The organism is Kocuria rosea, from assembly GCF_023715525.1.
GTDB classification, from domain to species: Bacteria; Actinomycetota; Actinomycetes; order Actinomycetales; family Micrococcaceae; genus Kocuria; species Kocuria rosea_A.
This window is the reverse complement of record NZ_JAMBOG010000001.1, coordinates 1-25,749: the sequence shown is the minus strand read 5'-3', so window position 1 is coordinate 25,749 and position 25,749 is coordinate 1. Positions and strand designations below refer to the sequence as shown.

Annotated in this window: 24 protein-coding genes, 1 tRNA gene and 1 riboswitch; of the genes, 15 read left to right on the top strand and 10 right to left on the bottom strand. The window is 73.7% G+C overall.

The features are described 5' to 3' along the window. Positions 1–89: 89 nt before the first annotated feature. From M3185_RS00125 to M3185_RS00115, 3 genes are all read left to right on the top strand, one after another. Positions 90–626: a copper resistance CopC family protein gene (locus M3185_RS00125; RefSeq protein ID WP_251331647.1), complete on the top strand. Its 537-nt coding sequence runs from the start codon at positions 90–92 to the stop codon at positions 624–626. Between the two features lie 124 nt (positions 627–750). Further along, on the top strand, positions 751–2,919 hold the full coding sequence (locus M3185_RS00120) for a cytochrome c oxidase assembly protein (RefSeq protein ID WP_251331646.1): 2,169 nt from the start codon (positions 751–753) through the stop codon (positions 2,917–2,919). A 151-nt stretch (positions 2,920–3,070) separates the two neighbouring features. After that, positions 3,071–4,966 carry an NHL domain-containing thioredoxin family protein gene (locus M3185_RS00115; protein ID WP_251331645.1) on the top strand — a complete coding sequence of 632 codons (1,896 nt, stop codon included), beginning with the start codon at positions 3,071–3,073 and terminating at the stop codon, positions 4,964–4,966. A 35-nt stretch (positions 4,967–5,001) separates the two neighbouring features. On the opposite strand, the gene M3185_RS00110 is transcribed toward M3185_RS00115, so the two are convergent. Continuing rightward, complete coding sequence (locus M3185_RS00110; RefSeq protein ID WP_251331644.1) at positions 5,002–5,982, bottom strand: hypothetical protein; 981 nt, start codon at positions 5,980–5,982, stop codon at positions 5,002–5,004. A 110-nt stretch (positions 5,983–6,092) separates the two neighbouring features. Between M3185_RS00110 and M3185_RS00105 the strand changes: the two genes are divergently transcribed. Beyond that, entirely contained in the window at positions 6,093–6,743 is a 651-nt protein-coding gene (locus M3185_RS00105) for a hypothetical protein (protein ID WP_251331643.1), read from the top strand. 82 nt (positions 6,744–6,825) lie between these two features. Here the strand turns inward: M3185_RS00105 and M3185_RS00100 are convergent, their stop codons facing one another. The 7 genes from M3185_RS00100 to M3185_RS00070 all read right to left on the bottom strand — a co-directional run bounded on the left by M3185_RS00100 (position 6,826) and on the right by M3185_RS00070 (position 13,187). Next, positions 6,826–8,088: an ABC transporter ATP-binding protein gene (locus M3185_RS00100; RefSeq protein ID WP_251331642.1), complete on the bottom strand. Its 1,263-nt coding sequence runs from the start codon at positions 8,086–8,088 to the stop codon at positions 6,826–6,828. Positions 8,089–8,138: 50 nt separating this feature from the next. Further along, positions 8,139–8,972: a carbohydrate ABC transporter permease gene (locus tag M3185_RS00095; protein WP_251331641.1), complete on the bottom strand. Its 834-nt coding sequence runs from the start codon at positions 8,970–8,972 to the stop codon at positions 8,139–8,141. Between the two features lie 6 nt (positions 8,973–8,978). Continuing rightward, positions 8,979–9,971 (bottom strand): carbohydrate ABC transporter permease, encoded by a 993-nt coding sequence (locus M3185_RS00090; protein WP_251331640.1) that lies wholly within the window; start codon positions 9,969–9,971, stop codon positions 8,979–8,981. Continuing rightward, on the bottom strand, positions 9,968–11,290 hold the full coding sequence (locus M3185_RS00085) for an extracellular solute-binding protein (protein WP_251331639.1): 1,323 nt from the start codon (positions 11,288–11,290) through the stop codon (positions 9,968–9,970). Before M3185_RS00085 ends, M3185_RS00090 begins: the two co-directional genes overlap by 4 nt. 230 nt (positions 11,291–11,520) lie before the next feature. After that, positions 11,521–12,447, bottom strand: coding sequence for an AEC family transporter (locus tag M3185_RS00080; RefSeq protein ID WP_251331638.1), 927 nt, complete (start codon positions 12,445–12,447; stop codon positions 11,521–11,523). Between the two features lie 85 nt (positions 12,448–12,532). After that, entirely contained in the window at positions 12,533–12,979 is a 447-nt protein-coding gene (gene panD, locus M3185_RS00075) for an aspartate 1-decarboxylase (protein ID WP_251331637.1), read from the bottom strand. 137 nt (positions 12,980–13,116) lie between these two features. Beyond that, a tRNA-Gly gene (locus M3185_RS00070) sits at positions 13,117–13,187 on the bottom strand. Positions 13,188–13,294: 107 nt separating this feature from the next. Between M3185_RS00070 and dcd the strand changes: the two genes are divergently transcribed. Further along, on the top strand, positions 13,295–13,870 hold the full coding sequence (dcd, locus tag M3185_RS00065; protein WP_251331636.1) for a dCTP deaminase: 576 nt from the start codon (positions 13,295–13,297) through the stop codon (positions 13,868–13,870). 2 nt (positions 13,871–13,872) lie between these two features. Here the strand turns inward: dcd and M3185_RS00060 are convergent, their stop codons facing one another. Next, positions 13,873–15,183 carry an MFS transporter gene (locus M3185_RS00060; protein ID WP_251331635.1) on the bottom strand — a complete coding sequence of 437 codons (1,311 nt, stop codon included), beginning with the start codon at positions 15,181–15,183 and terminating at the stop codon, positions 13,873–13,875. A 199-nt stretch (positions 15,184–15,382) separates the two neighbouring features. Here M3185_RS00060 and M3185_RS00055 point away from each other — a divergent pair, with 199 nt between their 5' ends. The 10 genes from M3185_RS00055 to M3185_RS00010 all read left to right on the top strand — a co-directional run bounded on the left by M3185_RS00055 (position 15,383) and on the right by M3185_RS00010 (position 25,621). Beyond that, the gene (locus tag M3185_RS00055; RefSeq protein WP_251331634.1) at positions 15,383–18,496 is read left to right on the top strand and encodes a Na+/H+ antiporter subunit A; all 3,114 of its coding nucleotides are present in this window, start codon (positions 15,383–15,385) and stop codon (positions 18,494–18,496) included. Next, complete coding sequence (locus M3185_RS00050; RefSeq protein WP_251331633.1) at positions 18,493–18,984, top strand: Na(+)/H(+) antiporter subunit C; 492 nt, start codon at positions 18,493–18,495, stop codon at positions 18,982–18,984. Before M3185_RS00055 ends, M3185_RS00050 begins: the two co-directional genes overlap by 4 nt. After that, the gene (locus M3185_RS00045) at positions 18,981–20,618 is read left to right on the top strand and encodes a Na+/H+ antiporter subunit D (RefSeq protein ID WP_251331632.1); all 1,638 of its coding nucleotides are present in this window, start codon (positions 18,981–18,983) and stop codon (positions 20,616–20,618) included. The genes M3185_RS00050 and M3185_RS00045 overlap by 4 nt, the downstream gene beginning before the upstream one ends. Next, on the top strand, positions 20,615–21,292 hold the full coding sequence (locus M3185_RS00040; RefSeq protein ID WP_251331631.1) for a Na+/H+ antiporter subunit E: 678 nt from the start codon (positions 20,615–20,617) through the stop codon (positions 21,290–21,292). Before M3185_RS00045 ends, M3185_RS00040 begins: the two co-directional genes overlap by 4 nt. Beyond that, a complete protein-coding gene (locus M3185_RS00035; protein ID WP_251331630.1) occupies positions 21,289–21,561 on the top strand; it encodes a monovalent cation/H+ antiporter complex subunit F in 273 nt (90 codons plus the stop codon). The genes M3185_RS00040 and M3185_RS00035 overlap by 4 nt, the downstream gene beginning before the upstream one ends. Beyond that, positions 21,558–21,992, top strand: coding sequence for a monovalent cation/H(+) antiporter subunit G (mnhG, locus tag M3185_RS00030; RefSeq protein WP_308222155.1), 435 nt, complete (start codon positions 21,558–21,560; stop codon positions 21,990–21,992). The genes M3185_RS00035 and mnhG overlap by 4 nt, the downstream gene beginning before the upstream one ends. A gap of 57 nt (positions 21,993–22,049) precedes the next feature. Then, a complete protein-coding gene (locus M3185_RS00025) occupies positions 22,050–22,316 on the top strand; it encodes a DUF4235 domain-containing protein (RefSeq protein ID WP_251331629.1) in 267 nt (88 codons plus the stop codon). A 79-nt stretch (positions 22,317–22,395) separates the two neighbouring features. Continuing rightward, a riboswitch (TPP riboswitch) is annotated at positions 22,396–22,517 on the top strand. An 85-nt stretch (positions 22,518–22,602) separates the two neighbouring features. After that, positions 22,603–23,217, top strand: a complete 615-nt coding sequence (locus tag M3185_RS00020; RefSeq protein ID WP_251331628.1) for an ECF transporter S component — start codon at positions 22,603–22,605, stop codon at positions 23,215–23,217. Beyond that, the gene (locus tag M3185_RS00015; RefSeq protein ID WP_251331627.1) at positions 23,214–24,824 is read left to right on the top strand and encodes an ABC transporter ATP-binding protein; all 1,611 of its coding nucleotides are present in this window, start codon (positions 23,214–23,216) and stop codon (positions 24,822–24,824) included. Before M3185_RS00020 ends, M3185_RS00015 begins: the two co-directional genes overlap by 4 nt. After that, positions 24,821–25,621: an energy-coupling factor transporter transmembrane component T family protein gene (locus tag M3185_RS00010; protein WP_251331626.1), complete on the top strand. Its 801-nt coding sequence runs from the start codon at positions 24,821–24,823 to the stop codon at positions 25,619–25,621. Before M3185_RS00015 ends, M3185_RS00010 begins: the two co-directional genes overlap by 4 nt. Here M3185_RS00010 and M3185_RS00005 read toward each other — a convergent pair. Next, the coding region (locus M3185_RS00005) for an integrase core domain-containing protein (protein ID WP_251331850.1) at positions 25,618–25,749 on the bottom strand (132 nt) is incomplete at its 5' end. The genes M3185_RS00010 and M3185_RS00005 overlap by 4 nt on opposite strands.

The following is a 25,749-nucleotide window of genomic DNA, read 5'->3' as shown; positions in this document are numbered from 1 at the left end:
ACGACCCCCAGCGCCGCGGGCCGCCCGGCCCGGCGGCCCGTCCCCACGGTCGACCGATGCCCTGCCCGGCAACGAAGGAGCCCCTCCCCATGCGCACCACCCGACGCACCGCCGCCCTCCTGGCCGCGGGCGCCCTGACCGTCCTGTCCGCGCCCCCCGCCTCCGCCCACGACGAGCTCGTCGGCGTCTCACCGGAGCCCGGCGCCGTGCTGGAGACCGCCCCGGAGCAGATCGAGCTCACCTTCACGGGGGAGGTCCTGGACATCGGCCCCCGGGTGAGCGTCACCGACTCCGAGGGCCGGTCCGTGACCGACGGCCCGCTCGAGCAGGACGGTACCCGCGTCAGCCAGCCGCTGACCGACGAGGGCACCGAGGACGAGACCTACCACGTCGTGTGGCGGGTCGTCTCCAGCGACGGCCACCCCATCGAGGGGACCTTCGACTACGAGGTCGGCCAGGGCTCCGGCACCGGGCCCACCGCCTCCGCCGGCGCGCAGGCCCAGGAGCCCGCGGCCGCGGGCGCCGGCGGGGACGTCCCGCTGTGGCTGGTCGCCGCCGCCGGAGCGGGCGTCTCCCTCGCCGTGCTCGGCGCCGTGAGCCTGGCCTCCCGCCGCCGCGCCCGCTGAGGCGCACCCGCCGGACCGCCCCCGCTGAGCCGGGCCCGGGAACCCTCACCGGGGTCGATTTGCGCCGCGGGGGACAATGGACGCAGCCGCCCCGTCGTCGAGGGGCGGGCGAAGGAGAACGGGAATGATCACGAGGACGGACCGCCGCCCCGCCCGGGGCGACGCCCCCGACGCGGAGGCCGCCGGCGCCCGGGGCGTCGACCCGTGGCTGCTCGCCGCGGCCCCCGTGGTGGCGCTCACCGCCCTGGTCGTGGCGATGCTCTACAGCGGCTCGGGCACGGCCCCTCTCGCCGCCGACCCCGGGGCGCTGGTGCGCTGGGGCCTGCCGGTGGCGGAGGTGCTCCACGACGGCGCGCTCGTCGTCGTCATGGGCGCCCTGCTCTTCGCCGTCGGCGTCGTGCCGAGGACGCGGGGCGGGCTGCGCCGCCGCACGGGCCCGGACGGGCGGGACGACGGCGAGGCGGTCGAGCACCCGCTGTTCACGGCGACGCTGCGCCTGGCCGAGGCCGCGTCCGCGGTGTGGACGGTGGCCGCCGTCGCGGTCCTCGTGCTGTCCTACTCCGACGTGGCCGGCGTGCCGGTGGGCGGGGACGCCACCTACACCCAGCAGCTGCTCCACTACACCACCGACATCCCCGCGGGCCAGGCCCAGGCCACGGTCGTGGTGGTCGCCGCGGTGGTCACCACCCTCGTCTTCGGCGTGCGGGCCCTGCTGGGGCTGCTCCTCACCTTCGCCCTCGCGTGCGTGGCGCTGGTCGCCATGGCCCTCACCGGCCACGCCGCCGGCGGCGACGACCACATGGGCGCCGTCAACTCCCTGGGCCTGCACCTGCTGGGCGTGAGCCTGTGGACCGGCGGGCTCGTGGTGCTGGCCTGGCTCTCCCCGCAGCTGAGCGCCCGGGACGCCGGCACCGGGACCCTGCCCGAGGGCGCCGCCCGCGGCGCCGGGGCGCGGCGCCGGGTGCCGATGGCCGCCGTGGTGCTGCGCCGCTTCTCCGCCGTGGCGCTCGGTAGCTTCTTCCTGGTGCTGCTCTCCGGCGTGCTCAACGCGGCCGTGCGGATCGGCACCTGGGAGCAGCTGCTCAGCCCCTACGGGCGCCTGGTGCTCGTGAAGGCCGCGCTCACGCTGGTGCTCGGCCTCGCCGGGCTCGCCCACCGCCGGTGGCTGGTCCCCGCGCTCGAGGCCGGCCGGCTCGCCGCGCGCCGCGCGCTGTGGCAGCTCGTGCTCGGCGAGGTGCTGGTCATGGGCGCCGTCATGGGCCTCGCCGTGGCGCTGTCCCGCACCGCCCCGCCGGTGCCCGAGGAGCTGGCCCCGGACGCCTCCCCGGCGCTGATCCTCACCTGGTACGAGCTGCCGCCCGAGCCGACCGCCGCGTCCTGGTTCACCACGTGGCGGGTGGACCCGCTGTGGCTCGCGGTGTGCGCGTTCCTGGCGCTCGGCTACGTGTGGGCGCTCGTGCGGGTCCGCCGCCGCGGGAGCTCCTGGTCCGTGCTGCGCGGGCTCTCGTGGCTGACGGGTCTCGCCGTGCTGTTCTGGATCACCTCGGGCGGCGTCGCCGTCTACGGCCGGGTCCTGTTCTCCGCGCACATGGTCGAGCACATGGTGCTCACCATGGTCGCCCCGATCTTCCTGGTCCTCGGAGCCCCCGTCACCCTGCTGCTCAAGGCCCTCGAGCCCCGCCAGGACGGCACCCGGGGGCCCCGCGAGTGGATCCTGCGCCTGGTCCACTCCACCTGGGGCCGGATCGTCACCCACCCGGTCGTCGCCGGCGTGAACTTCGCGGCCTCGATCGTGGTGTTCTACTTCACGCCGCTGTTCCACTTCACCCTGCACTACCACGTGGGGCACGTGCTGATGATCGTGCACTTCCTGCTCACCGGCTACCTGTTCATGCTCGTGCTCATCGGCATCGACCCGATCCCGAGGCGTCCCACGCACATGATGCGCCTGATCCTGCTGCTGGCCACGATGGTCTACCACGCGTTCGTGGGTGTGGCGATCATGGGCTCCGACACCCTGCTGCAGGCCTCCTGGTTCGGCAACACCGGCCGCGACTGGGGCCGCAGCGCCATCGAGGACCAGCAGCTCGGCGGGGCCCTGATGTGGGGCATCGGCGAGTTCCCGACCGTCGTCGTCGCCGTCGTCGTCGCGATCATGTGGGCGATGGAGGGCACGAGGGAGAACCGCCGGGTGGACCGCGCGGCGGACCGCACCGGCGACGCCGAGCTGAGGGCCTACAACGAGATGATGGCGGGCCTCGCGGAGCGCGACGACCGCTCCGCCCGCCGCTGAGCCGATTCTCACACCGCCGCCGTCGGGCTCCCGGAATACCCGCCCGCCCACCGCGTTGACCAGGAACGGAACCACCCTGCCCGCACCACCGGCCGCACCCGCTGCCGCACCGTCCGCCGCACCGCCCGTGCCGCCGAAAGGACCCGACCCCATGCGCCTCACCTCCCGCGTCCGCGCCTCCGAACTGGAGGGCCGGGCCTGGCTCAACACCGGCGACAAGCCGCTGGACCTCGCCGCGCTGCGCGGCAAGATCGTGCTCCTCGACTTCTGGTCCTTCTGCTGCATCAACTGCCTGCACGTGCTGGACGAGCTGCGCCCGCTGGAGGAGCGCTTCGCCGACGTCCTCGTCACCGTGGGCGTGCACTCGCCGAAGTTCGAGCACGAGGCCGACCCGGCCGCGCTCGCCGCGGCCGTGGACCGCTACGAGATCCACCACCCGGTCCTCGACGACCCCGAGCTGACGACGTGGCAGGCCTACACGGCCCGCGCGTGGCCGACCCTCGTGGTCGTGGACCCGGAGGGCTACATCGTGGCCCACCTCTCGGGGGAGGGCCACGTCCAGGGCCTCGTCCCCCTCGTGGAGGAGCTGGTGGCCGAGCACGAGGCGAAGGGCACCCTGCACCGCGGCGACGGCCCCTACGTCCCGCGCCCCGCCCCGGAGGGTGACCTCCGCTTCCCCGGCAAGGTCCTGCCCCTGCCCGACGGGTCGTTCCTCGTCTCCGACACGGGCCACCACCGCCTCGTCCAGCTGGGCAACGACCTCGCCACGGTCCAGCGGGTCATCGGCTCCGGGACCAAGGGCCACCGGGACGGGGACGCCGCCGCCGCGCAGTTCACCGAGCCGCAGGGCCTGACCCTGCTGCCCGAGGCCGTGCGCGCGGCCGCCGGCTACGACGTGGTCGTGGCCGACTCCGTCAACCACCGCCTCCGGGGCGTGGACCTCGCCACGGGCGAGGTCCGCACCGTCGCCGGCAGCGGCGTGCAGCGACTGCTCGACGCCGAGCGCGCCCGCGGCGCCGGGCCCGACCACGTCGCGCAGGGCGCGGACCCGCTGAGCGTGGCCCTGTCCTCGCCGTGGGACGTGGCGTGGTCCACGAGGGCGGACCGGCTCGTCGTCGCGATGGCCGGCACCCACCAGCTGTTCTCCTTCGACCCCCGCACCGGGCAGCTCGCCGTGCTCGCGGGCACGGGCGACGAGGGGCTCAAGGACGGCCCGGCGGCCGAGGCGTGGTTCGCCCAGTCCTCCGGCCTCGCCGAGGACCACCTGGGCAACCTGTGGGTCGCCGACTCGGAGACCTCCGCCCTGCGCGTCCTGCGCTTCGCCGACGACGGCTCCGTGACCGTGGAGACCGCCGTGGGCGAGGGGCTGTTCGACTTCGGCTTCCGCGACGGGGACGCCGGCCAGGCCCGGATGCAGCACTGCCTCGGGGTGGCCCAGCTGCCCGACGGCTCCGTGGCGGTGGCCGACACCTACAACGGGGCCGTGCGCCACTACGACCCGCGCACCCGCCAGGTCGCGACGCTGGCCCGCGGGCTGGCCGAGCCCTCCGACGTCCTGCTGGACGTCTCCGGCGACGAGCCGCTGCTGGTCGTCGTGGAGGCCAACGCGCACCGCCTGGTGCGGGTGCCGATCCCGGCGGCCGCCCAGCGCGTCGACGAGGGCGCGTCGCAGACCCAGCGCCCCCGCACGAGGCTGGCCCCCGGCGCGCTGGGGATCGAGGTGCGGTTCGCGGCCCCCACCGGGCAGAAGCTCGACGACCGGTGGGGCGACCCCACCCAGCTGAAGATCTCCTCCTCCCCGGAGCACGCGCTCGCGCAGGGCGCGGGCACCGCCCAGGGGCTGCGCCGGGAACTCGTGCTGGCGGAGGGCGTCACCGAGGGCGTCCTGCACATCACCGCCCGCGCCGCGGCGTGCGACGGGGAGCCGGGCGGGGAGATCCCCGACCACGCGGCCTGCCACCTGTACCAGCAGGACTGGGGGATCCCCTTTGTGCTGGACGCCGATGGGGAGGCCGAGCTGGTCCTCGACCTGCGCGGCGTCAACTGAGCGCGGCTGAGCCGGGCCCGCCGCACGGGCCCGGCTCAGCCGCGCGGGGTGACCGTGACCGTGGTGTCGTCGACCCGCAGGTCGGCCGAGACCTCGAACGGCACGGTCCGCTCGACGCGCTCGACGTCGCCGGTGAACAGGTCGAGGGAGTCGAAGGCGATCCGCGCGGTGCCCTGGGCGGGGGCCATCGACCAGCCGCCCGGGCCCTCGCCCACGGTGATCTCCGGGTCGGGGTAGTCCTCGATGTCCCACTGCACCTCCCCGTCCACGCGGCCGTCGAACTCGAACGAGAACGGGCAGCCGGCGGGGTAGAGGGTGTTCTGCCCGGCGCAGCCGTCGAGGTGCTCCCGCAGCTGCCGGTCCACCTCGTCCTCGAGCTTCGGGGTGGGCCGGGCCCGCAGCTCGATCTCGGCGCGCTGGCCCGGGGCGGTGACGACGGTGCTCACCGGGTCGGTCTCCACCAGCTCGGACGTGTAGGAGGCCGTGTAGACGCCCGGGAAGAACGCGGAGAACTCCCGCGCGGACTCCGGCAGGGCCACCGCCGTGCCGTTGAGGTCCACCGATGTGGCGCCCGGCAGGGACACGGCCACGGTGGGCAGCTCGGTCTCGTCGAACGCCCACACCGTGAAGAAGCCCCACTGCGTGTCCACGGGGTGGAGGGAGAACTCCGAGCTGTGCTCGGTGCCGTCGAGGGTGTACACGGCCCGCACCACGGCCCGCTCGCCGTCGTCGGAGACGGTGGAGACCTCGACGTCCTCCAGGCCCCCGGCGGCCGCCTCGAGCGGCTCGCCGTCCAGCATGGCCGCGTTCGAGTCCGGGACCCGGGCGTTGAGCAGCCCCAGCGCCTCCCCGCCGTCGCCGTCGCGCAGGTCCTCGAAGTACGCCCTGACGTCCGTCTCCGGCCCGTACATGTACTTGTTGACCAGGGCGATCGTGACCGCCGCCGCCGCCACCCCGAGCAGCACGAGGAACAGCCAGGCCCCGATGGCCTTGAGCACGCGCACGTTCGACTCCATCCGTCCACGCTATCCGATCCGCCCCGTCCACCCACCGTTGCCCCGCGGCGGGTACGCTTCCCCTGCCGCCCCGGCATCCCCCGTCCCCGACCCCGTCTGGAGTTCCGCCCATGGCCGACGCCGTCCGGCAGGTCCCCGAGAAGTACGGCCCCGTCCGCGAGGCCTTCCACCCCCGGCTGGGCTCCTACGGGCCCCGGCTGCTCTCCTGCACCCTCCCGCTGCTGGTGGCCGCCGCCGGCCTGCTCACCCTCTTCTGGCGCCGCCCGGCCGCGGGGACCGCGGCCGTGGTGGCGGCGCTCGTGCTCGCCGCGGCGGCGGTCTGCTGGACCCGGCTGCGCCCGGCCCTGGTGGCCCGCACCGACAGCCACCTCCTGCGCTCCCGCACGGTGGGCTTCGCCGCGGCACCCCTCGCCGACGTCGACCACGTGGTCACGGTCGGGGCCCTGCACCGCTCCGCCGACAGCCCGCGCCGGGCGGGCCGGCCCCACCTGTGGGCCGCGGACCCGGCGGGCCGGGCGGTGCTCGCCCTGGACGGGACGGTCTGGGACGCCCGCACGCTGGAGGAGGTGGCCCGCTCGCTCGGCCGCCCGCGCACCCACCTGGACTCCGCCACCGTCCGGGACGCCGTCCGGCGCTGGCCCCGGCTCGTGCCGTGGCGGCTGCGCCACCCGCGGCTGCGCTCCGCGGCGGCCTCGGCCGCGCTGGTCGCCGTCGTCGCCCTCGTGCTCTGGTCGGCGCTCGCCCAGCAGACCGGCGCCTGAGCGGCCCGCGCGGGCCCGCACGGCGAGGAGCCCGCCACCCGGGTCGTGCGGGCGGCGGGCTCCTGGCGCGGTGCGGGAGGGCTCAGCCGGTGGCGGCCACCTGCTGCTGCCGGGCGCGCTCGATCTCGGCCTTGCGCTCCTCGGCGGCCTCGCGGGTCAGCTCGGCCCCGGCTTCGACGTCCCGGGTGAGGTTCTCCCCGGTCTCGGGGTCGAAGACGTGCATCCGGCGGGTGTCCAGCCAGATCCGGCCGGGGGAGCCCCCGCGGATCCGCGAGGAGGCGTCCAAGGCCACGACGAGCTGCGGCTGCATCTCGTCGCCGTCGAGGTCCCGGGCCAGCTCGTTGAGCTTCGCCTGCACGGCGTCGTCCGGCCGGTAGCGGATGTAGCCGTACTGCTGGTTGCCCAGCCACTCGGTGTGCGTGAACTCGGTGTCGAAGACAGACCCGTAGGGCAGCTTCGCGTCGTCCACGAACTTGGCGTCCTCGAAGTGCTCCGGGCGCACGCCCAGCAGCACGATGTCGCCGGCCTTGGACATCCGCCCCCGGGCCTGCGCCGGGACCGGGATGTCCCCGAGCGGGGTGGAGAACACGTCGCCCCGCACGTGCGCCGGGATGAAGTTCATCGAGGGCGCCCCGATGAACCCGGCCACGAACAGGTTCGCGGGCTGCTCGTAGAGCTCCCGCGGGGACGCGATCTGCTGCAGCAGGCCCTTCTTGAGCACCGCCACGCGATCGCCCAGGGTCATGGCCTCGGTCTGGTCGTGGGTGACGTAGACGGAGGTGATGCCCATGCGCCGCTGCAGCTGGGCGATCTCCGCGCGCATCTGCCCGCGCAGCTTGGCGTCGAGGTTGGACAGGGGCTCGTCGAAGAGGAACGCGTCGGCGTCCCGCACGATGGCCCGGCCCATCGCCACGCGCTGGCGCTGGCCGCCGGAGAGGTTCGCCGGCTTGCGCTCGAGGTGCTCGTCGAGGTCCAGGGTCGCCGCGGCGTGGCGGACCTTGCGGTCGATCTCCTCCTCGGAGAACTTCCCCTTGGACAGGCGCAGCGGGAACGCGATGTTCTCGTAGACCGTCAGGTGGGGGTAGAGAGCGTAGTTCTGGAACACCATCGAGAGGTTGCGCTCGCGGGGCTCCTTGTCGTTGACCCGCTGGCCGTTGATCAGCAGGTCCCCGGAGGTGATGTCCTCCAGGCCCACGATCATCCGCAGCAGCGTCGACTTGCCGCAGCCGGAGGGGCCCACGAGGATGAGGAACTCGCCGTCGGCGATGTCGATCGAGACGTCGTTGACCGCGGGAAAGCCGTCGCCGTACTGCTTGACGAGGTGGTTGAGGGTGATGGCTGCCATCTGGGCTCAGTCCTTCGTTCGGTTTGGAAGAGGTTCGGGGGCGCGCGGGCTCAGCCCTTGACCGCGCCCTGGGTGAGGCCGGAGACGATCTGGCGCTGGAAGAGCAGCACCAGCAGCACCACCGGGATGGTGACGACGATCGCGGCGGCGGAGATCGCGCCGGCCGGGTCCTCGAACTGCGAGGCGCCGGTGAAGAACGCCAGCGCCGCGGGCACGGGCCGCGCGCGCTCGGTCGAGGTGAGGCCGATGCCGTAGACGAAGTCGTTCCACGCGATGAAGAACGCGATGATCGCGGTGGTGAACACGCCGGGCGCGGCCAGCGGGACGATGACCTTGCGGAACGCCTGCCAGGTGGTCGCGCCGTCCACCTGCGCGGCCCGCTCGAGGTCCCACGGGATCTGCTGGAAGAACGCGGTCAGCGTCCAGATCGAGATCGGCAGGGTCAGGGAGAGGTAGGGGATGATCAGGCCGGGCCACGTGTCGTAGAGCCCGATCTGGCGCCACAGGTTGAACAGCGGGGTCACGAGGGAGATCACCGGGAACATGGACACCGCGAGCGCGGTGGTGAGGATGATCTTCTTGCCGGGGAAGTCCAGCCGGGCGATGGCGTACGCGCAGAACGTGGCGAGCACCACCGCGATGAACGTGGAGATCAGGCAGATGCCGATCGAGTTGATCAGCGACGGGACGAAGAGGTCCTTGGCGTCGCCCACGAAGATGGACGCGTAGTTCTCGCCCACCCACTGGGTCGGCAGGAACTTCCCGGAGGTCAGGTCCGAGGGCGTCTTGAAGGACGTCATGAGGATCGACAGGACGGGGAACAGGGCGTAGACCAGGACCAGGACCGAGACGACGGCCCACCCGACCTTCTGCTTGGTGGACATGGGCGGTTACCTTCCCTTTCCGGAGCCGGCGAGGTCGACCTTGAACACCCGGATGGCGACGAAGGCGATCAGCAGGACGCAGACGAACAGGATCACGGAGATCGCGGAGCCGAGACCGATCTCCAGGCGCCCGATCGAGGTGCGGTAGGCCAGCAGCGAGAGGGTCTCGGTGCCGTACTGGCCCTGGGTCATGATGAAGATGTTGTCGAAGATGCGGAAGGCGTCCAGGGCGCGGAACACGACCGCCACCATGATGGCCGCCTTCATGTTCGGGATGATCACCCGGGACATCCGCTGCCACCAGGTGGCGCCGTCGACCTTGGCGGCCTCGGTGAACTCGGTGGGCACCTGGGCCAGGCCGGAGAGCAGCAGCAGGGAGATGAACGGGGTGGTCTTCCAGATCTCGGAGGCCATGATCACGAACAGCGCCGGCCACTGGGAGGCGAACCAGTTGAAGTCGGGGCCGATGCCCGGCAGCCAGGAGAACCAGTTGTTGATGTAGCCGGTGGTGATGTCGAAGGCGTAGAACCAGGCGAAGGCCGACACGACCGTGATGATGCCGTAGGGCACGAGGATCGCGGTGCGCAGCAGGCCGCGGGTGTTGCGGATCGCGTTGTTCATCACGAGCGCCAGGGCGAAGCCCAGCACGAGCTCCACCACGACCGTCACCACGGTGATCAGCACGGTCACCCCGAGGTCCTGCCAGAACAGGCCGTCGGAGAGCACGGTGGCGTAGTTGCCTAGGAAGACGAACTCCCGGTTGCCGGGGTCGGTGAGGCGGAACGAGAACAGGGAGTCCCACAGGGCCTGCAGGATCGGGTACAGGGTGACCAGCAGCATCAGGACGAACGCCGGGCCGGCGAGCATCCAGCCGAGCTTGCGCTCCGACTTGGCGCGGTCGGACAGGCCCTGCTTGGCGCTGCGCCGCCCGGTCACGGGCGCCGGGGCCGGCGAGCGCGGATCGGTGCCGGGAGCGTTGGGGTTGACGACGGTGCTCATAGCAGCTGGTCTCCCTTCAGGACGGCCTCGATGAACTCGGCGGTGTTCCGGGGCGTGTTCTCGTTGACGGACGCCGGCGGGGTCCACTGCTGCTGGATCGCGCTGGAGACCTCGTTGTAGTAGGGGGTCTGGGGCCGCGGGGCCGCCTGGTCCAGGGACTCGCGGATGGTCGCGTACATCGGGTAGGCCTCGCGGACCGCGGGGTCCTCGTAGGCGGCCTCGGACGCGGCGGGGTTGCCGTTGGTGACGAAGTACTGCGCCTGCTTCTCGGGGGCGACGATGCACTCGACGGCCTCCCAGGCGAGGTCCTGGTGCTTCGAGGTGGAGCCCACCCCGATGTTGATCCCGCCCAGCGGGGGAGCGGAGGGCTGGTCCGCGTCCACGCGCGGCCACAGGGCCCAGCCGATGTCCTCGTAGACGGACTGCTCGACCGTCCCCTCCTCCACCGCCGCCGCCGTGGCCGCGTAGATGAACGGCCAGTTGACCATGAACGAGCCGTTGTCCGACTGGAAGTCGATCATCGAGGTGTTCTCGGTGGAGGTCGGCAGGCCCGGCCCGCCCAGTCCGTCCCGGCCGATGGTGCCCACGATCTCGGCGGCCTTCGCCGCCGCCGCGGAGTCCATGCCGATCGAGACCTCGTCGGCCGGGGCCTCGGGGTTCTCCACGATGGAGCCCCCCGCCGACTCGATGAGCCCGTTGACCCACACCGTCATCGACTCCGCCTGGGTGCCCTGCACGCCGAGGTTCTTGTCCTGCTCCCGGGCCGCGTCCATGATCTGGTCCCAGGTCACGGGCTGGTCCATGTCCAGGCCCGCGGCCTCCGCCACCGACTCGCGGTACCACAGCAGCTGGGTGTTGGCCCAGAAGGGGATCGTCACGACCTCTTCGTTCCAGCGGGCCCCCTCGAGCGGGCCCGCGAGCACGTCCTGGGTGGTCGCCTCGACCACCTCGGCCGGGGGCCGGGCCAGGAAGCCCGGCTCGGCCAGCTCGGGGATGAAGGGCGGGTCGAGGCTCATGATGTCCATCGAGGTGTCCCCGGCGGCGAGGCGGCGGGCCAGCTGCTCGCGCTGCCCGGCGGCGTCGAGGGGCAGCAGCGCGGTCACGATGTTGTACCTGCCGCCGGAGGCCTCGGAGCACTGCTGGGCGATCTCGGCCTGTCCGCCGGCGTCCGGGTTGATGTACCAGGTGAGGGTCGGGGTGGCGCCGGCGTCGGCGTCGCCGCAGCCGGTGAGGACCAGGGCTCCCACGGCCCCGACGGCGGCGGCGGCGCTGAGCCGCCGCCGCCGTCGGGCTGGGTGGGCTTGTGAGGTGGTGGTCAACGGTCTGTTCCTCCCCTTCGACGGTGTGGCGGGCCCGCGGAGGCCGTCGGGAGAGGACCCCTGCGGGCCCCGGCCGGCGGGACGGCCGGGGCCGGACCTGCGCCCGGGGCGACCGCTCCTCCGCGGATCTTCAGTCTAGGGGTGGCTTACCTCACAGACCAGTAACCTGATGGTTTGCAGTCGTTGAACGCGGCGCGCGGGTCCGCGCGGGCCCGGCGGCGCCCGGCGGATCAGGACAGGACCAGCGCCACGCCCGCCATGGTGAGCATCGCGACCACCGTGGTGACGAGCACCGTGTCGCGGCACAGCACCTCCGCGCGGCCGTAGCGGACCGCGGCCACGTAGATGTTCTGCGCGGTGGGCAGGGCTGCCATCACCACCACCGCGTAGAGCAGGTGCCCGTCGAGGCCCAGCAGGAAGCGGGCGAACACGAACGCCAGCAGCGGGTGCAGCAGGAGCTTGAACGCGGCGGCGAGCGCCACGTCCCGGCGCGGTCCCGCGCCGCGGCGCAGGGGCGAGGCCCCCACCAGCGAGATGCCGAACGCCATGAGCATCGCCGGGATGGAGGCCCCGGAGACCAGCCGCACGGGCTGCTCCACGACCTCCGGCAGCTGCCAGCCCGTGACGGCGAACAGGATCCCGAGCGCGGAGCCCACGATCATCGGGTTGGTGACCACGTTGTGCAGGACCGAGCCCAGGCTCGGGCGCCGCCCGTCGGTGAGGGTGTCCATGACGGTGAGGTAGACGGGGGTGTTGATCGCCAGCTGGAACAGCAGCACGGGCACCACCTGGGTGGCGTCCCCGAGCACGAACGTCGCGATCGGGATGCCCAGGTTCGCCGAGTTGACCTGCGACGCCGCCTGCGCGCCCATCACGGTGGTCGCGAGGTCCCGGCGCAGCAGCCACCGGGCGAGGCCGGCGTAGGCGAGGGTCGTGAGCAGGGCGGAGACCGCGGCGACGAGCAGCGGGGCGGAGAACATCCGGGCGATGTCGGCCTCGGAGATCGTCAGGAACAGCAGCGGCGGGCTGGCCACGTAGAAGGAGAACTTGCTGAGGATCTCCTGCCCGTGCGGGCCCAGCACGCCGCGGCGGCCCACCAGGTAGCCCGCGATGATGATGGCCCAGACGATGAAGAACCCCGAGAACACTCCGGTCACGGGCCCTCCTCGCGCTGTGGGGGCCCGCGGGTTCGGGCCCCTACAGTTCTATCCCATCCGGGGGACCGGTCCGGGCGGCAGGGGCTCAGCCGGTGGGCAGCTCGGCCTGCGCGTCCGCCAGCGGGCGGGAGTGCGGGGGGCGGGACACGCCCTCGAGCAGGGCCTCCGCGGGGTCCGTGCCGAGGTCCACGATCCGGTTGTCCCCGTCCACGTGGACGACGGTGGGCACGTGGGCGCGGGCCTCGGCGTCGTCCATCTGCGCGTAGCTGATGAGGATGACGAGGTCGCCGGGGTGCACGAGGTGGGCGGCCGCGCCGTTGATCCCGACCACGCCGGTCCCGCGCTCGCCGGCGATGGTGTAGGTCTCGAGCCGGGCGCCGTTGGTGACGTCGACGACGGCGACCAGCTCGCCGGGCAGGATGTCGGCGGCGTCGAGGAGGTCCTGGTCGACGGTCACCGACCCGACGTAGTGCAGCTCCGCCTGGGTGACGGTCGCCCGGTGGATCTTGGCCTTGAACATGGTGCGCAGCATGACGCGGCAGGGCTCCTCGGAAGCGGGGTGCGGAGGTCGCCCGGGCGGGCGCCGGGGCGATTCTACCGGAGGGGCCCGCCCCGGGGGAGGGGACGACGAACGCCCCGTGCCGGGGGCACGGGGCGTTCGGTCTCCAGAGCGGCCGACGGGAATCGAACCCGCGTATCAGGCTTGGGAAGCGTGCGCTCTACCATTGAGCTACGGCCGCGCGTCCTCGGTCCCGCTCGGCGCACGCGCCGGACGGGGACACCAGAACACTGTACACCACCGCACGGGCCCGGTGGGGCGCCGGGCCCGTGCGCTACCTTGGGGACCGTGCTGATCTCTGACCACGACATCCGCCGGGAGCTCGACGGCGGCCGGGTCGTCCTCGAGCCCTACGACCCCGCCATGATCCAGCCCGCCAGCGTCGACGTGCGGCTGGACCGCTGGTTCCGGCTCTTCGACAACCACAAGTACGCGCACATCGACCCGTCCGTGGAGCAGCCGGAGCTGACCCGGCTCGTGGAGGTCGACCCCGAGGAGGCGTTCGTGCTGCACCCCGGGGAGTTCGTGCTGGGCGCCACCTTCGAGAAGGTGACCCTGCCCGACGACATCGCGGCCCGGCTCGAGGGCAAGTCCTCCCTCGGCCGGCTCGGGCTGCTGACCCACTCCACCGCCGGGTTCATCGACCCGGGCTTCTCTGGCCACGTCACCCTCGAGCTGTCGAACATGGCCACGCTGCCGATCAAGCTGTGGCCGGGCTCCAAGGTGGGCCAGCTGTGCTTCTTCCGGCTGTCCTCCCCGGCCGAGCACCCGTACGGCTCCGGCGCCTACGCCAACCGGTACCAGGGGCAGCGGGGGCCGACGGCGTCGCGCAGCCATCTCGGCTTCACCCGCACCCCGATCTGAGCTCAGTCCCGCCGGTCCTCCGGCGGGCGCACGCCCAGCAGCAGGACCGTGCCCGCGGCGACGACGAGCAGGATCCCCAGGATCCCCCAGCGCTGGGCCCCCAGCACGGAGACGAAGACCGCGAACAGGGTGGGCGCCAGGAAGCTCACGGCCCGGCCCGTGGTGGCGTAGAGCCCGTAGAGGGCGCCCTCGTGCCCCGCGCTCGTGAGCCGGCCGAGGAACGTGCGCGAGGCCGACTGCGCCGGGCCCACGAACAGGCACAGCAGCAGCCCGCAGACCCAGAACGCGGCCGTCCCGTCCAGGACCAGCAGCGGCGTGCCCGCCGCGATCACCCCGACCAGGGAGACGACGATGACGCGCCGGGGGCCCACGCGGTCGTCGAGGCGCCCGCCCACGAGCGCCCCCGCCCCGGCGGCCACGTTGCCGACGATCGCGAAGACGATGACGTCCGTGAGGCTGAAGCCGAAGGTGCCGGCCGCGAGCACGCCGCCGAAGGTGAACACCGCGTTGAGCCCGTCCCGGAACACGGCGGAGGCCAGCAGGAACCGCAGGGTCTGCGGGGAGTCCCGCCACAGCTCCCGCAGCGTCGCCCCCAGCTGCCGGTAGGAGCGCAGCACGGAGGGGCGGGGCCCGGTGCGGACCGGGCGGGCCTCCGGCACCGTGAGCAGCACGGGGACCGAGAACAGGGCGATCCACAGCCCGGAGAACAGGGCGACCGCCCGCACGTTGAGGGCGTCCTCCTCGGGCAGGCCCAGCAGGCCGGGCGTGATGAAGCCGAACAGCACGATCGTCAGGGCCACGATGCCCCCGAAGTAGCCCATCGCCCACCCCTGCCCGCTCACGCGGCCGATGTGCTCGCGGCCCGCGAGGCCGGGCAGCATCGCGTTGTAGTTGACCACCGCGAACTCGTCGAAGACGTTGGCCAGCGCCAGCAGGCCCACGCCCAGCCAGAGGAACGGGTACTGCGGGTAGACGAAGAAGCACAGCGCCGTGAGCAGCGCCGTGAGCATGGTGTTCACCCCCAGCCACAGCTTGCGCCGCCCGGCGCCGTCGCTGCGCTGGCCCACCACGGGGGCGAGCAGGGCGACGAGCACCCCCGCGGCGCCCATCCCGTAGCCCAGCACCTCGGAGGCGTGGTCCTCCCCGCCGAACGGCTCGCCCGTGAGGTAGACGGTGAACACGAACGTGGTCATCACCGCGTTGAACGCCGCCGAGCCCACGTCCCACAGGCTCCACGCCCACACGTGGCGGCGGTCGGGCACGAAGGGGGCGGCGGGGCGGGCCGACGAGGGGGCGGGGGGTGCGGCGTCCATGGCTGCCATGCTAGGCGCGCGCCGGCCCCGGGAGCGGGAGACGGGCCGGAAAAACGCCTTTGATAGGGTGGAACCTCCCGGGGACGACCGGGAACCCCCGCACCGTCGCGAGCGCCGCCCGCGGCGGCGCCCGCATGACGCCCACCGCCGAGGTCGCGCTACGCGCCGATCATCCTTCCCCGACCCCCGGAGGCGCCCGATGACCGCCGTGCTCCTGCTCCACGCAGTGATGGCCGCGGTCGCGCCCCTGATCTTCGACCGGCTGGGCCGCGCGGCGTTCTACGTCCTGGCCGCCGTCCCCCTCGCCGGCCTCGTCTGGCTGCTGGCCTCCGCCCCCCGGGTGTACGGGCCGGCCGCGGGGCCGCAGGGCGGCTGGACCGAGGGCGGGAGCTGGATCCCCTCCCTGCACCTGGACCTCGTGCTGCGGATGGACGCCCTCGCCTGGTCGATGTCCCTGCTGGTGCTCGGCGCGGGCTCCCTGGTGCTCTTCTACTGCGCCCGCTACTTCAAGTCCGACGCCGACGACATCGGCCCCTTCGGCGCGCAGCTGCTGGCCTTCGCCGGCGCCATGTTCGGGCTGGTGACCGCCGACGACCTGCTGCTGCTGTTCGTCTTCTGGGAGATCACCACCGTCCTGTCCTTCCTGCTCATCAGCTACAACCGCACCCGCCTCTCCGCCCGCCGCGCGGCCCTGCAGGCCCTCGTGCTCACCACGGCCGGCGGGCTGGCCATGCTCGTCGGCGTCGTGATGCTCGGGCAGACCGCCGGCACCTACCGGATCTCCGAGCTGCTCGCCGCGGCCCCCGAGCTCGCCCGGCGCGGCACCGTGGTCGACGTCGCCGTGCTGCTGCTGCTCGTGGGCGCCGTGACGAAGTCCGCGCTGATCCCGCTGCACTTCTGGCTGCCCTCGGCGATGGCCGCCCCGACCCCGGTCTCCGCGTACCTGCACGCCGCCGCGATGGTCAAGGCCGGGATCTACCTCGTGGCCCGCCTCGCGCCCGGCTACGCCGAGACGGCGCTGTGGCCCCCGGCCGTCACGGTCCTGGGCCTGGGCACCATGCTGTTCGGCGGCTGGGCGGCCCTGAAGCACTACGACCTCAAGCTCGTGCTCGCCTACGGGACCGTCAGCCAGCTCGGCTTCCTCGTCGTGGTCGTCGGCCACGGCACCGCCGACACCGCGCAGGCCGGGATGGCGATGCTGCTGGCGCACGGGCTGTTCAAGGCGGCGCTGTTCCTCGTGGTCGGGATCATCGACCACCGGGCCGGCACCCGCGACATCCGCCGCCTGTCCGGGCTCGCCGGCCGGGTGCCGGTGCTCTTCGCCGTCGCGCTCGTCTCCGCCGCCTCCATGGCCGGGGTGCCGCCGCTGGCCGGGTTCGTGGCGAAGGAGGCCGTGCTGGCCGCGTTCGTGCACGCCGCCGAGGACCCCGCGGGCGTCGTGGTGCTCGCCGGGCTCGTGCTGGGCTCCGTGCTGACCTTCGCCTACAGCGCCCGCTTCGTGTGGGGCGGCTTCGCCCACAAGTCGGCCCGCTTCTCGGAGCTCGAGGCCGGCGTCGGCGGGAAGTCCGTGATCAGCGACATGCAGCGCGTGGAGCCCGCGTTCCTCGCGGCCCCGCTCGTGCTCTCCGCGCTCACCGTCGCGTACGGGCTGTGGCCGGCCCCCGTCGCCGCGATGCTGCAGCCCTACGTGGACCAGTTCCCCGGCACGGGGGAGCACCACTTCTCCCTGGCCCTGTGGCACGGGCTGAGCCCGGCGCTCGGGCTGTCCGCGCTGATCATCGGCGCCGGTGCGCTGCTGCACCTCGGCAAGCGCCCCCTGCGCGAGCTCCAGCGCGCCCTGCCCGCCCTGCCCCCGGGAGAGCTCGTCTACCGCAGGGTCATCAACGTCCTGGACCTCGTGGCCGTGTGGATCACCGGCCGCACCCAGCGCGGTTCGCTGATGTACTACCTCTCCGTCATCCTCGTCACCGCGATCGCCGTGCCCGCCGTGGCGCTGTACTGGGAGGAGACCCCGCCGCTGGGCGAGCTGCGGATCGCGGACGGGCCCGGCCAGGTCCTCGCCGGCGCGGTCATGGTGGTCGCGGCCCTGCTCGTGCCGCTGGCCCAGAAGCGCTTCCTCGCCGTCCTGCTCGTCTCCGTCACCGGCTACGGCGTCGCCCTCACCTTCGCCCTGCAGGGCGCCCCGGACCTCGCCCTGACCCAGACGCTCGTGGAGACGGTCTCCCTCGTGGCCTTCGTGCTCGCCCTGCGCTCCCTGCCCGCCCCCCTGTGGCAGCGCAACCCGACCGGGCGCCGGCTGCTGCGCGGGTCCATCGCCGTGGCCTTCGGGCTGTTCATGATGGCGCTCGCGGCGTTCAGCATCTCCTCCCGCAGCGCCGAGCCGATCTCCCTCGAGTTCCCCCGCCTGGCGTACGAGCAGGGCGACGGCGAGAACATCGTCAACGTGACCCTGGTGGACATCCGCGCGTGGGACACCTTCGGCGAGATCTCCGTGCTCGTGCTCGCCGCGACCGGCGTGGCGTCCCTGATCTTCGTCACGGGCCGCGGGGACCGCATCGTGCGCTCCGGCGACCGCCCCGACACCGAGCAGCTGCGCGTGATCCGGGGCCGCAACGCCGTGGCCGTCGACCGCAGGGGCCGCGAGCCCGAGATGGACCTCGCGCGCCGGTTCGGGCAGTCCGAGCAGCCCGGGGAGGACCCCTACCTGCTGGCCGGGCGCACCCTGGCCCCGGAGCGGCGCTCCATCGTCTTCGAGGTGGTCACCCGCCTGCTGTTCCACACGTTCATGATGGTCTCGCTCTACCTGCTGATCGCCGGGCACAACGACCCCGGCGGGGGGTTCGCCGGCGGGCTGATGGCCGGGCTCGCGCTCGCCGTGCGCTACCTCGCCGGGGGCCGCTACGAGCTCGAGCGGGCGACGCCCATCAACGCGGGCACCATGCTCGGGACCGGGCTCGCGATCGCGGCCCTCTACGCCCTGGCCCCGGTGTTCTTCGGCGGCGCCGTGATGCAGAGCTACACCTTCGAGGCGGACCTGCCGCTGTTCGGCCACGAGAAGTTCGTGACCGCGCTGGTCTTCGACATCGGGGTCTACCTCATCGTCGTCGGGCTCATCCTCGACATCCTGCGCTCGCTGGGCGGGCGGATCGACGAGCGGATCGAGGAGGAGGCCGTGCTGCGCCGCCGCCGCACCCGCGGCACGCGCATCCGGGTCTCGCGGCAGCGCCCGGCCGCGGGCGCCCCGGCCGGACGGGCCGTGCCCGCCGGGGCGCCCGGCGGCGCAGTGATCGACGGAGGGGGCGAGAGCCGATGAGCGTGAACCTGACCCTGCTGGTCGTGATGGGGGTGCTCTACGCCGTGGGCGTGTACCTGCTGCTCGAGCGCTCGCTGACCCGCGTGCTGCTCGGGCTGATGCTGCTCACCAACGGCACCAACATCCTGATCCTGCACACCGGCGGCGTGCCGGGCTTCGCCCCCCTCTACGACAAGGCGATCGCCCCGGAGGACTACAGCGACCCGGTGCCCCAGGCGCTGATCCTCACCTCCATCGTCATCTCGCTGGCCGTCACGGCGTTCCTGCTCGGGATGATCTACCGCTCCTGGGTGCTCGGGCGCCGGGACGAGATCCAGGACGACGTCGAGGACCGGCGCGTCGCGCGGCAGTCGTCCTACGACGTCGAGGACGACGCCGAGGTCCCCGAGGACACCACCGAGTTCGACGAGGCCCCGCGCCGCCACGACCCGGAGGAGGCCGTCGAGGCCCCCGGGCACCCCCTGGCCGAGCGGAGGCAGGGCCGATGACCGTCCACGTCGCCCAGCTCGCCCCCCTGGCCGTCATCATCCCGTTCCTCGGCGCGGCCCTGAGCCTCGTGCTGCTGCGGCGCACCAACCTGCAGCGGATCGTGGCCATCGGCTCGCTCGTGCTCAGCCTCGTGGTCGAGTCCGCGGTGCTCGCCGGCACGTGGGAGCTCGGCCCGCAGGCCGTGCACCTGGGCGGGTGGGCGGCGCCCTGGGGCATCGTCATGGTCGTCGACCAGCTCTCGTCCCTGATGCTGGTGGTCTCCACGGTCGTCTCCCTCGCCGTGCTCGTCTACGCGACGGGCCAGGGCGTGGCCGACGGCGACGCGGAGGGGCCCATCTCGATCTTCCACCCGTCCTTCCTCATCCTCGTGGCGGGCGTGTCCAACGCCTTCCTCGCGGGCGACCTGTTCAACCTCTACGTGGGCTTCGAGATCCTGCTCACCGCGTCCTACGTGCTCATGACCATGGGCGGGACCGCGCAGCGGATCCGCACGGGCGTCACCTACGTGGTGGTCTCGGTGATCTCCTCGGTGCTGTTCCTCATCACCATCGCGATGATCTACGCGGCCACGGGCACTATCAACATGGCCGACCTCGCCGGCAAGCTCGAGGCCCTGCCCGTGGGCACCCAGCTGCAGCTGCACCTCATGCTGCTCATCGCCTTCGGGATCAAGGCCGCGGTCTTCCCGCTGTCCTTCTGGCTGCCCGACTCCTACCCGACGGCCTCGGCCCCGGTCACGGCCGTGTTCGCGGGCCTGCTCACCAAGGTGGGCGTCTACTCCGTCATCCGCACGGAGACCCTCCTGTTCCCGGGGGAGCGGCTCGACGGGCTGCTGATGTGGGTGGCGCTGCTGACGATGGTCGTGGGGATCCTGGGCGCGCTGGCCCAGATCGACATCAAGCGCATGCTCTCCTTCGTGCTCATCAGCCACATCGGCTACATGGTCTTCGGGGTGGCCGTGGGCAGCCAGCAGGCGCTGTCGGCGACCGTCTACTACGTCGCCCACCACATCGTGATCCAGACCAGCCTGTTCCTCGTGGCGGGGCTGGTGGAGCGCCGCGGCGGGTCCACCAACGTCGACCGTCTCGCGGGCCTGGCCCGGATCGCCCCCGTGCTGGCGCTGCTGTACTTCGTGCCCGCCCTCAACCTGGGGGGCATCCCCCCGTTCTCCGGGTTCCTGGGCAAGACGGGGCTCCTGCAGGCCGGCGTGGACCGCGGGGACTGGCTGTCCTACGTGCTGGTCGCCGGCTCCGTGCTCGTGTCCCTGCTGACGCTGATGGCCCTGATCCGGGTGTGGAACCGCGTCTTCCTGCGCGCCCCGGAGGACGCCGAGTACCCCGACCCCATCCTGCTGGCCCCCGTCCCGGCCGGGGCGCGCTTCCTGCGCTCCTCCGGGTCGGTGGACGGCCAGGACGGACGGTTCGCGGGCAAGGGCGACGTCCGCCTGATGTCCCCGTCCATGCTCGGGGCGACCTCCGCCCTGGTCGCCGTGGGCGTGGCCCTGACCGTCTTCGCCGAGCCCCTGTTCCAGCTCGCGGACAACGCCGCGGAGAACCTCGTCCGTCCCGACCGCTACGTCGGGGCCGTCCTGGACCCCGGCTCCTCCCGCCCCGCCGTCGAGGGAGCCCCGTGACCCGGCCCAAGAACCCGCTGCTCGTCGAGCTGCCCCTGCTCGTCTGGCTCGTGCTCGTGTGGGGCGCGCTGTGGGGCGACTTCGGCGCGGGCAACCTCGTGTTCGGCCTCCTGCTGGCCCTGCTCGTCACGTGGGTGCTGTACCTGCCCCCGGTGCAGCTGTCCGGGCGGTTCGACCCGCTGCAGTTCGTCCTCTTCGCCGCCACCTTCGTGTGGCAGGTCGCGAAGGCGAGCGTCGAGGTCATGCTCGTGGCGATCCTGGTGGGGCCGCGGGCGCGCAACGCCGTGATCGGCGTCCCGCTGCGCACCCGCTCGGACCTGCTGATCACCGCGACCGGGCACACGATGTCCCTGATCCCCGGCTCGCTGGTGGTGGAGGTCGACCGCTCCACCGCCACCCTGTACTTCCACGCCCTCAACATCCGCACCCCGGAGGAGGCCGAGGCGTTCCGCCGGGCCGTGCGGCGGATCGAGGCCGCCTGGATCCGGATCATGGGCACCCGCGAGGAGCTCGCGGCCCTGCGGGCCGAGCGCCGCCGGGGCGGGGCCGCGGGGGAGCAGGAGCGCGGAACCGCCGCCATCGGCTCCCCGGTCACCGCCCAGCAGCAGATCGTCGGCGCCCGCCGGGAGGGCGCGCCGCCGGCCGGAGGACCCCCCGAGGAGGAGCGCCCGTGATGGAGATCGCCGTCGTCGTCGCCGTCGTGCTGCTGAGCGCGGGCGCGGCGGGAACCCTGTACCGGCTGGCGAAGGGCCCGTCCCTGCTGGACCGGGTCGTGGCCGCCGACGTGCTGCTCGCGATCGTCGCCGCGGGCCTCGCGGTGGAGATGACCTACCACGGCCACCTCAACAACCTCATCCTCATGGTGATCGTCTCGCTGGTGGGGTTCATCGGCTCCGTGACCGTGGCCCGCTTCGCCACCCAGACCGCCGAGCACGGGCGGTGAGCGCCGTGGTCGACACCGTCCTGGACGCCGCCGCGGCCGTGTGCCTGGTGGTCGGCGCGCTGATGTCCCTGGGCGCCGCCATCGGGCTGGTCCGCTTCCCCGACCTGCTGACCCGCATGCACGCCGGCACCAAGCCGCAGGTCTTCGGCCTGCTGCTGATGCTCACCGCCGTGGCGCTGGAGAACCGCGAGCCGGTGATGGCCCCGCTGATCGCCCTGGGCTGGCTCTTCCAGCTGCTCACGGTACCCGTCTCGGCCCACATGGTGGGCCGGTCCACCTACCGGACCAAGCACCTCAACCGGGCCACGCTCACCCAGGACGACCTGCAGGAGGTGCTCAACCGCACGAGCGGCGACGCCGCGCCCGGAGCGGCCGCGGGCGCGCCCTCCGCCGACGGACAGCAGACTGACGGACCCGCCGGGACGCGCTAGGCTGGGACGGATCCCCGGGCGCACCCGCGCCGCCCCGACGACAAGGAGCAGCAGTCCATGAACAGCCAGATCCTCAACCTCCTCGGCACCGGCGCCTCGCTCGGCGGCGTGGCCCTGTCCCACCGGGCGCTCGGCACGGTGTGGGAGCGCGTCACCGGCAACCCGCCGCCCGCCAAGAACCCCGACCCCGAGGAGGCCTGGACCGGCATCATCATCTGGTCCCTCGTGACCGGCCTGGTGGGCACCGTCATCAAGGTCGGGATCACGCGCCAGATCGCCAAGTGGGAGGCCAAGCCGAAGGCCGCCAGCCAGGCCGAGGTCTGAGCCGTTCCGCACGCCGCCCCTCCGCCCGTTGCGTGGGACCGGTCGGCGGGAACCGCCCCGGAGGGGTAGACTCGGTGCCACTGAACGACAGGGGAGCGCACCCCGCCGGCGACGGCGGCAAGGCGCTGAGAGTGCGGATCACCGCAGACCCTCGAACCTGCTCCGGTTAGCACCGGCGAAGGGAGTCGAGCACCTCAGGGGTCCTCGCGGACGGGCACCGCCCGCGCCCGCCCGGATCCTTCCCCTCCTGGCACCGACGGCTCGCAGAGCCCAGGAGGAACCCACCGTGAACACCACCACCCACCGCCCCGCCCCCCGCGCGTCCCGGCAGCGGTCCTGGCGCGTCGTCGACATCGTCGTGGCCGCCGTCCTCGCCGCCGTGTGCGCGGTCGTCTTCTGGGCGTGGTCCAACCTGCTCTACCCGCTGATCAGCACCGCCTCCGTCGCCTACCCGCCGTCCGTGGGCCTCATCGCGGGCGGCTGGCTCGTGGCGGGCGGGCTGGGCGGGCTCGTGATCCGCAAGCCCGGCGCCGCGCTGTTCGTCGAGCTGCTCGCGGCGGTCATCGAGGGCTTCCTGGGCACCCACTTCGGCTGGCTCGTGGTCCTCTCCGGGCTGCTCCAGGGCATCGGGGCCGAGCTCGCCTTCGCCGCTTTCCGCTACCGCCGCTTCGACGCGCTGGCCGCCGCGGCCGCCGGCGCAGTGAGCGGGATCTTCCTGGGCGTCAACGAGAACATCCTCTACAACTACGAGTGGGCGTTCTCCCACCAGGTCGTCTACGTGGTCCTGGCGGCGGTGTCCGGGGCCGTGCTCGCGGGCCTGCTCATGTGGGCCGCCGTCCGCGCCCTGGCCGCCACGGGCGTGCTCGACGGCCTGGCCTCGGGCCGGGCCGCGCGGCGGTGACCGCGCCCGCCGCGGCGTCCCGGGCCCCGGCGCCTGCCCGCGGAGCCCGCGTCGAGGCCCGCGGCTTCGGCTGGCACCACCCCGGCCGCGCCGAGCCGTCCCTGCACGGCGTCGACCTCGTCCTGGAGCCCGGGGAGCGGGTGCTGCTGCTGGGTCCCAGCGGGGCGGGCAAGTCCACCCTCCTGCACGCCCTCGCGGGCGTGCTCCACGACGACGACGGCGAGTCCCGGCTCGGCGAGCTGCTGCTGGACGGGGTGCCCCCCGAGCAGGCCCGCGGCCGGGCCGGGCTGGTGCAGCAGGACCCCGAGTCCCAGGTGGTGCTCTCGCGGATCGGCGACGACACCGCCTTCGGGCTCGAGAACCTCGCCGTGCCGCGCGAGCGGATCTGGCCGCGCGTGCGGGAGGCCCTCGACCGGGTGGGCCTGGACCTGCCGCTCGAGCACCCCACCTCGGCCCTGTCCGGCGGGCAGAAGCAGCGCCTGGCGCTGGCGGGGGCGGTGGCCATGGAACCGGGGCTGCTGCTGCTCGACGAGCCGACCGCGAACCTCGACCCCGCCGGCGTCGAGCAGGTCCGCGACGCCGTGCTCGCCTGCCTGGAGCGCAGCGCGGCGACCCTCGTGGTCGTGGAGCACCGGACGGCGGTGTGGGCCGACGCCGTGGACCGCGTCGTCGTCCTGGGCCGCGACGGCGGGATCACCCACGACGGGCCCCCCGCGCAGGTGTTCGGCGCCGCCGGGGCCGAGCTGCGCGCGGCGGGGGTGTGGGTGCCCGGCTGGGTGCCCCCGACCCGACCCGCCCCCCGCCCCGGGGGACCCGGCGAGGCCCTCCTCGGCGCCGAGGAGCTGGCCGTCTCCCGCCGGCAGCCCACGCGGCGGCAGCTGCGGGCCCGGCGCCGCGGGCTGCGCAGCGGGCGCCCCGCGGCCGAGGCCGTGGCCGGGCGGGACCTGCCCACGGCCGTGGACGGCGTGGCGCTGACCCTCCGCCGCGGGCGCGCCCTCGCGCTCACCGGACCCAACGGGGCCGGCAAGTCCACCCTCGCCCTCACCCTCGCCGGGCTGCTCGCGCCCGTGCGCGGGAGCGTGACGGCCCACCCGGCGCTGGCGCGCGGCGCGGGGCCCGACCCGCTGGCGTGGGACGGGCGGGAGCTCGTGGCCCGGATCGGCACCGTCTTCCAGGAGCCCGAGCACCAGTTCCTGCGCCCCACCGTGCGCGCGGAGCTCGAGCACGGGCCGCGGCTGGCCGGCGCGGACCCCGAGGAGCGGCGCCGGCGCGCCGACGAGCTGCTCGCCCGGCTGCGGCTGGCCCACGTGGCCGAGGCCAACCCCTTCACGCTCTCCGGCGGCGAGCAGCGCCGGCTGTCGGTGGCCACGGTGCTCGCGACGGCGCCCGACCTGCTCGTCCTCGACGAGCCCACGTTCGGCCAGGACGCACTGACGTGGGCCGAGCTCGTGGACCTGCTCGTCGAGCTCGTGGCGGCTGGCACGTGCGTGCTCGCCGTGACCCACGACGCCGAGTTCGTCCGGGCGCTGGGCGCGGACGTGCTGGACCTGGGCGGGAGCCCGCCGCACGGCGTCCGGGCCCCGCGGCCGGCGGAGGAGGGCCCGTGAGCACCGAGCTCCTGGGCCCGGCGGCCCGCGCCTCGCTGCTGGGCCGCACCAGCGCGGTCACGAAGCTCGCCGGTGCACTGCTGCTCACGGCGGTGCTCGTGGTGAGCGCGGACGCGGTGACCTCGGGCGTGGTGCTGCTCGGCGAGCTCGTGCTCCTGGGGCTGGCCGGACGGCGCCCGCTCGCGCTCCTCGCCCGCGCGTGGCCCGTGGTGGTCGCGGCCCTCGTCAGCGGGTGGGGCACGGCGCTGCTCGCCGAGGACTCCGGGCCCGTGCTCGCGGACCTCGGCGTCACGGAGCTCTCCGCCGGGTCGGTCGCCGCGGGCGGGGCGATCGCCCTGCGCGGGCTCGCCCTCGCCCTGCCCGGGCTCGTGGTGGTGCTCACGACCGACCCCACGGACCTGGCCGACGGCCTCGCCCAGACGGTGCACCTGCCGGCCCGCTTCGTCCTCGCCTCCCTCGCGGCCCTGCGCCTCGTGGGCGTGATGGTCGCCGAGTGGAACACCCTCGTGATGGCCCGCCGCGCCCGCGGCGCCGGCGCGGGCCACGGCCCGGCCGGGGCGCTGCGGGAGTTCGGCGGGCAGGCGTTCACGCTGCTCGTGCAGTCGCTGCGCCGGGCCACGCGCCTGTCCGTGACGATGGAGGCCCGCGGCTTCGGCGCGGGGCCGCGCACGTGGGCCCGGGTGCCGAGCTACTCGTGGCGGGACGCCGTGGTGCTCGGCGGCTGCCTCGCCCTGGCGGCGGGCGCCCTCGCGGTGTCGGTGCTGCTGGGGGAGCACCGCTTCATCTGGGACGCCTAGGTGTACTGCCCAGGGAGGTTGGTCAATCGGGTGACGGGTGGGTGGTTGCCGATAGCGGTGTGTGGCCGGTGATGGTTGTAGTGATGCAGCCATCCCGGCAGTGCGGCCCGGCGGGCCTGCTCGGTCGG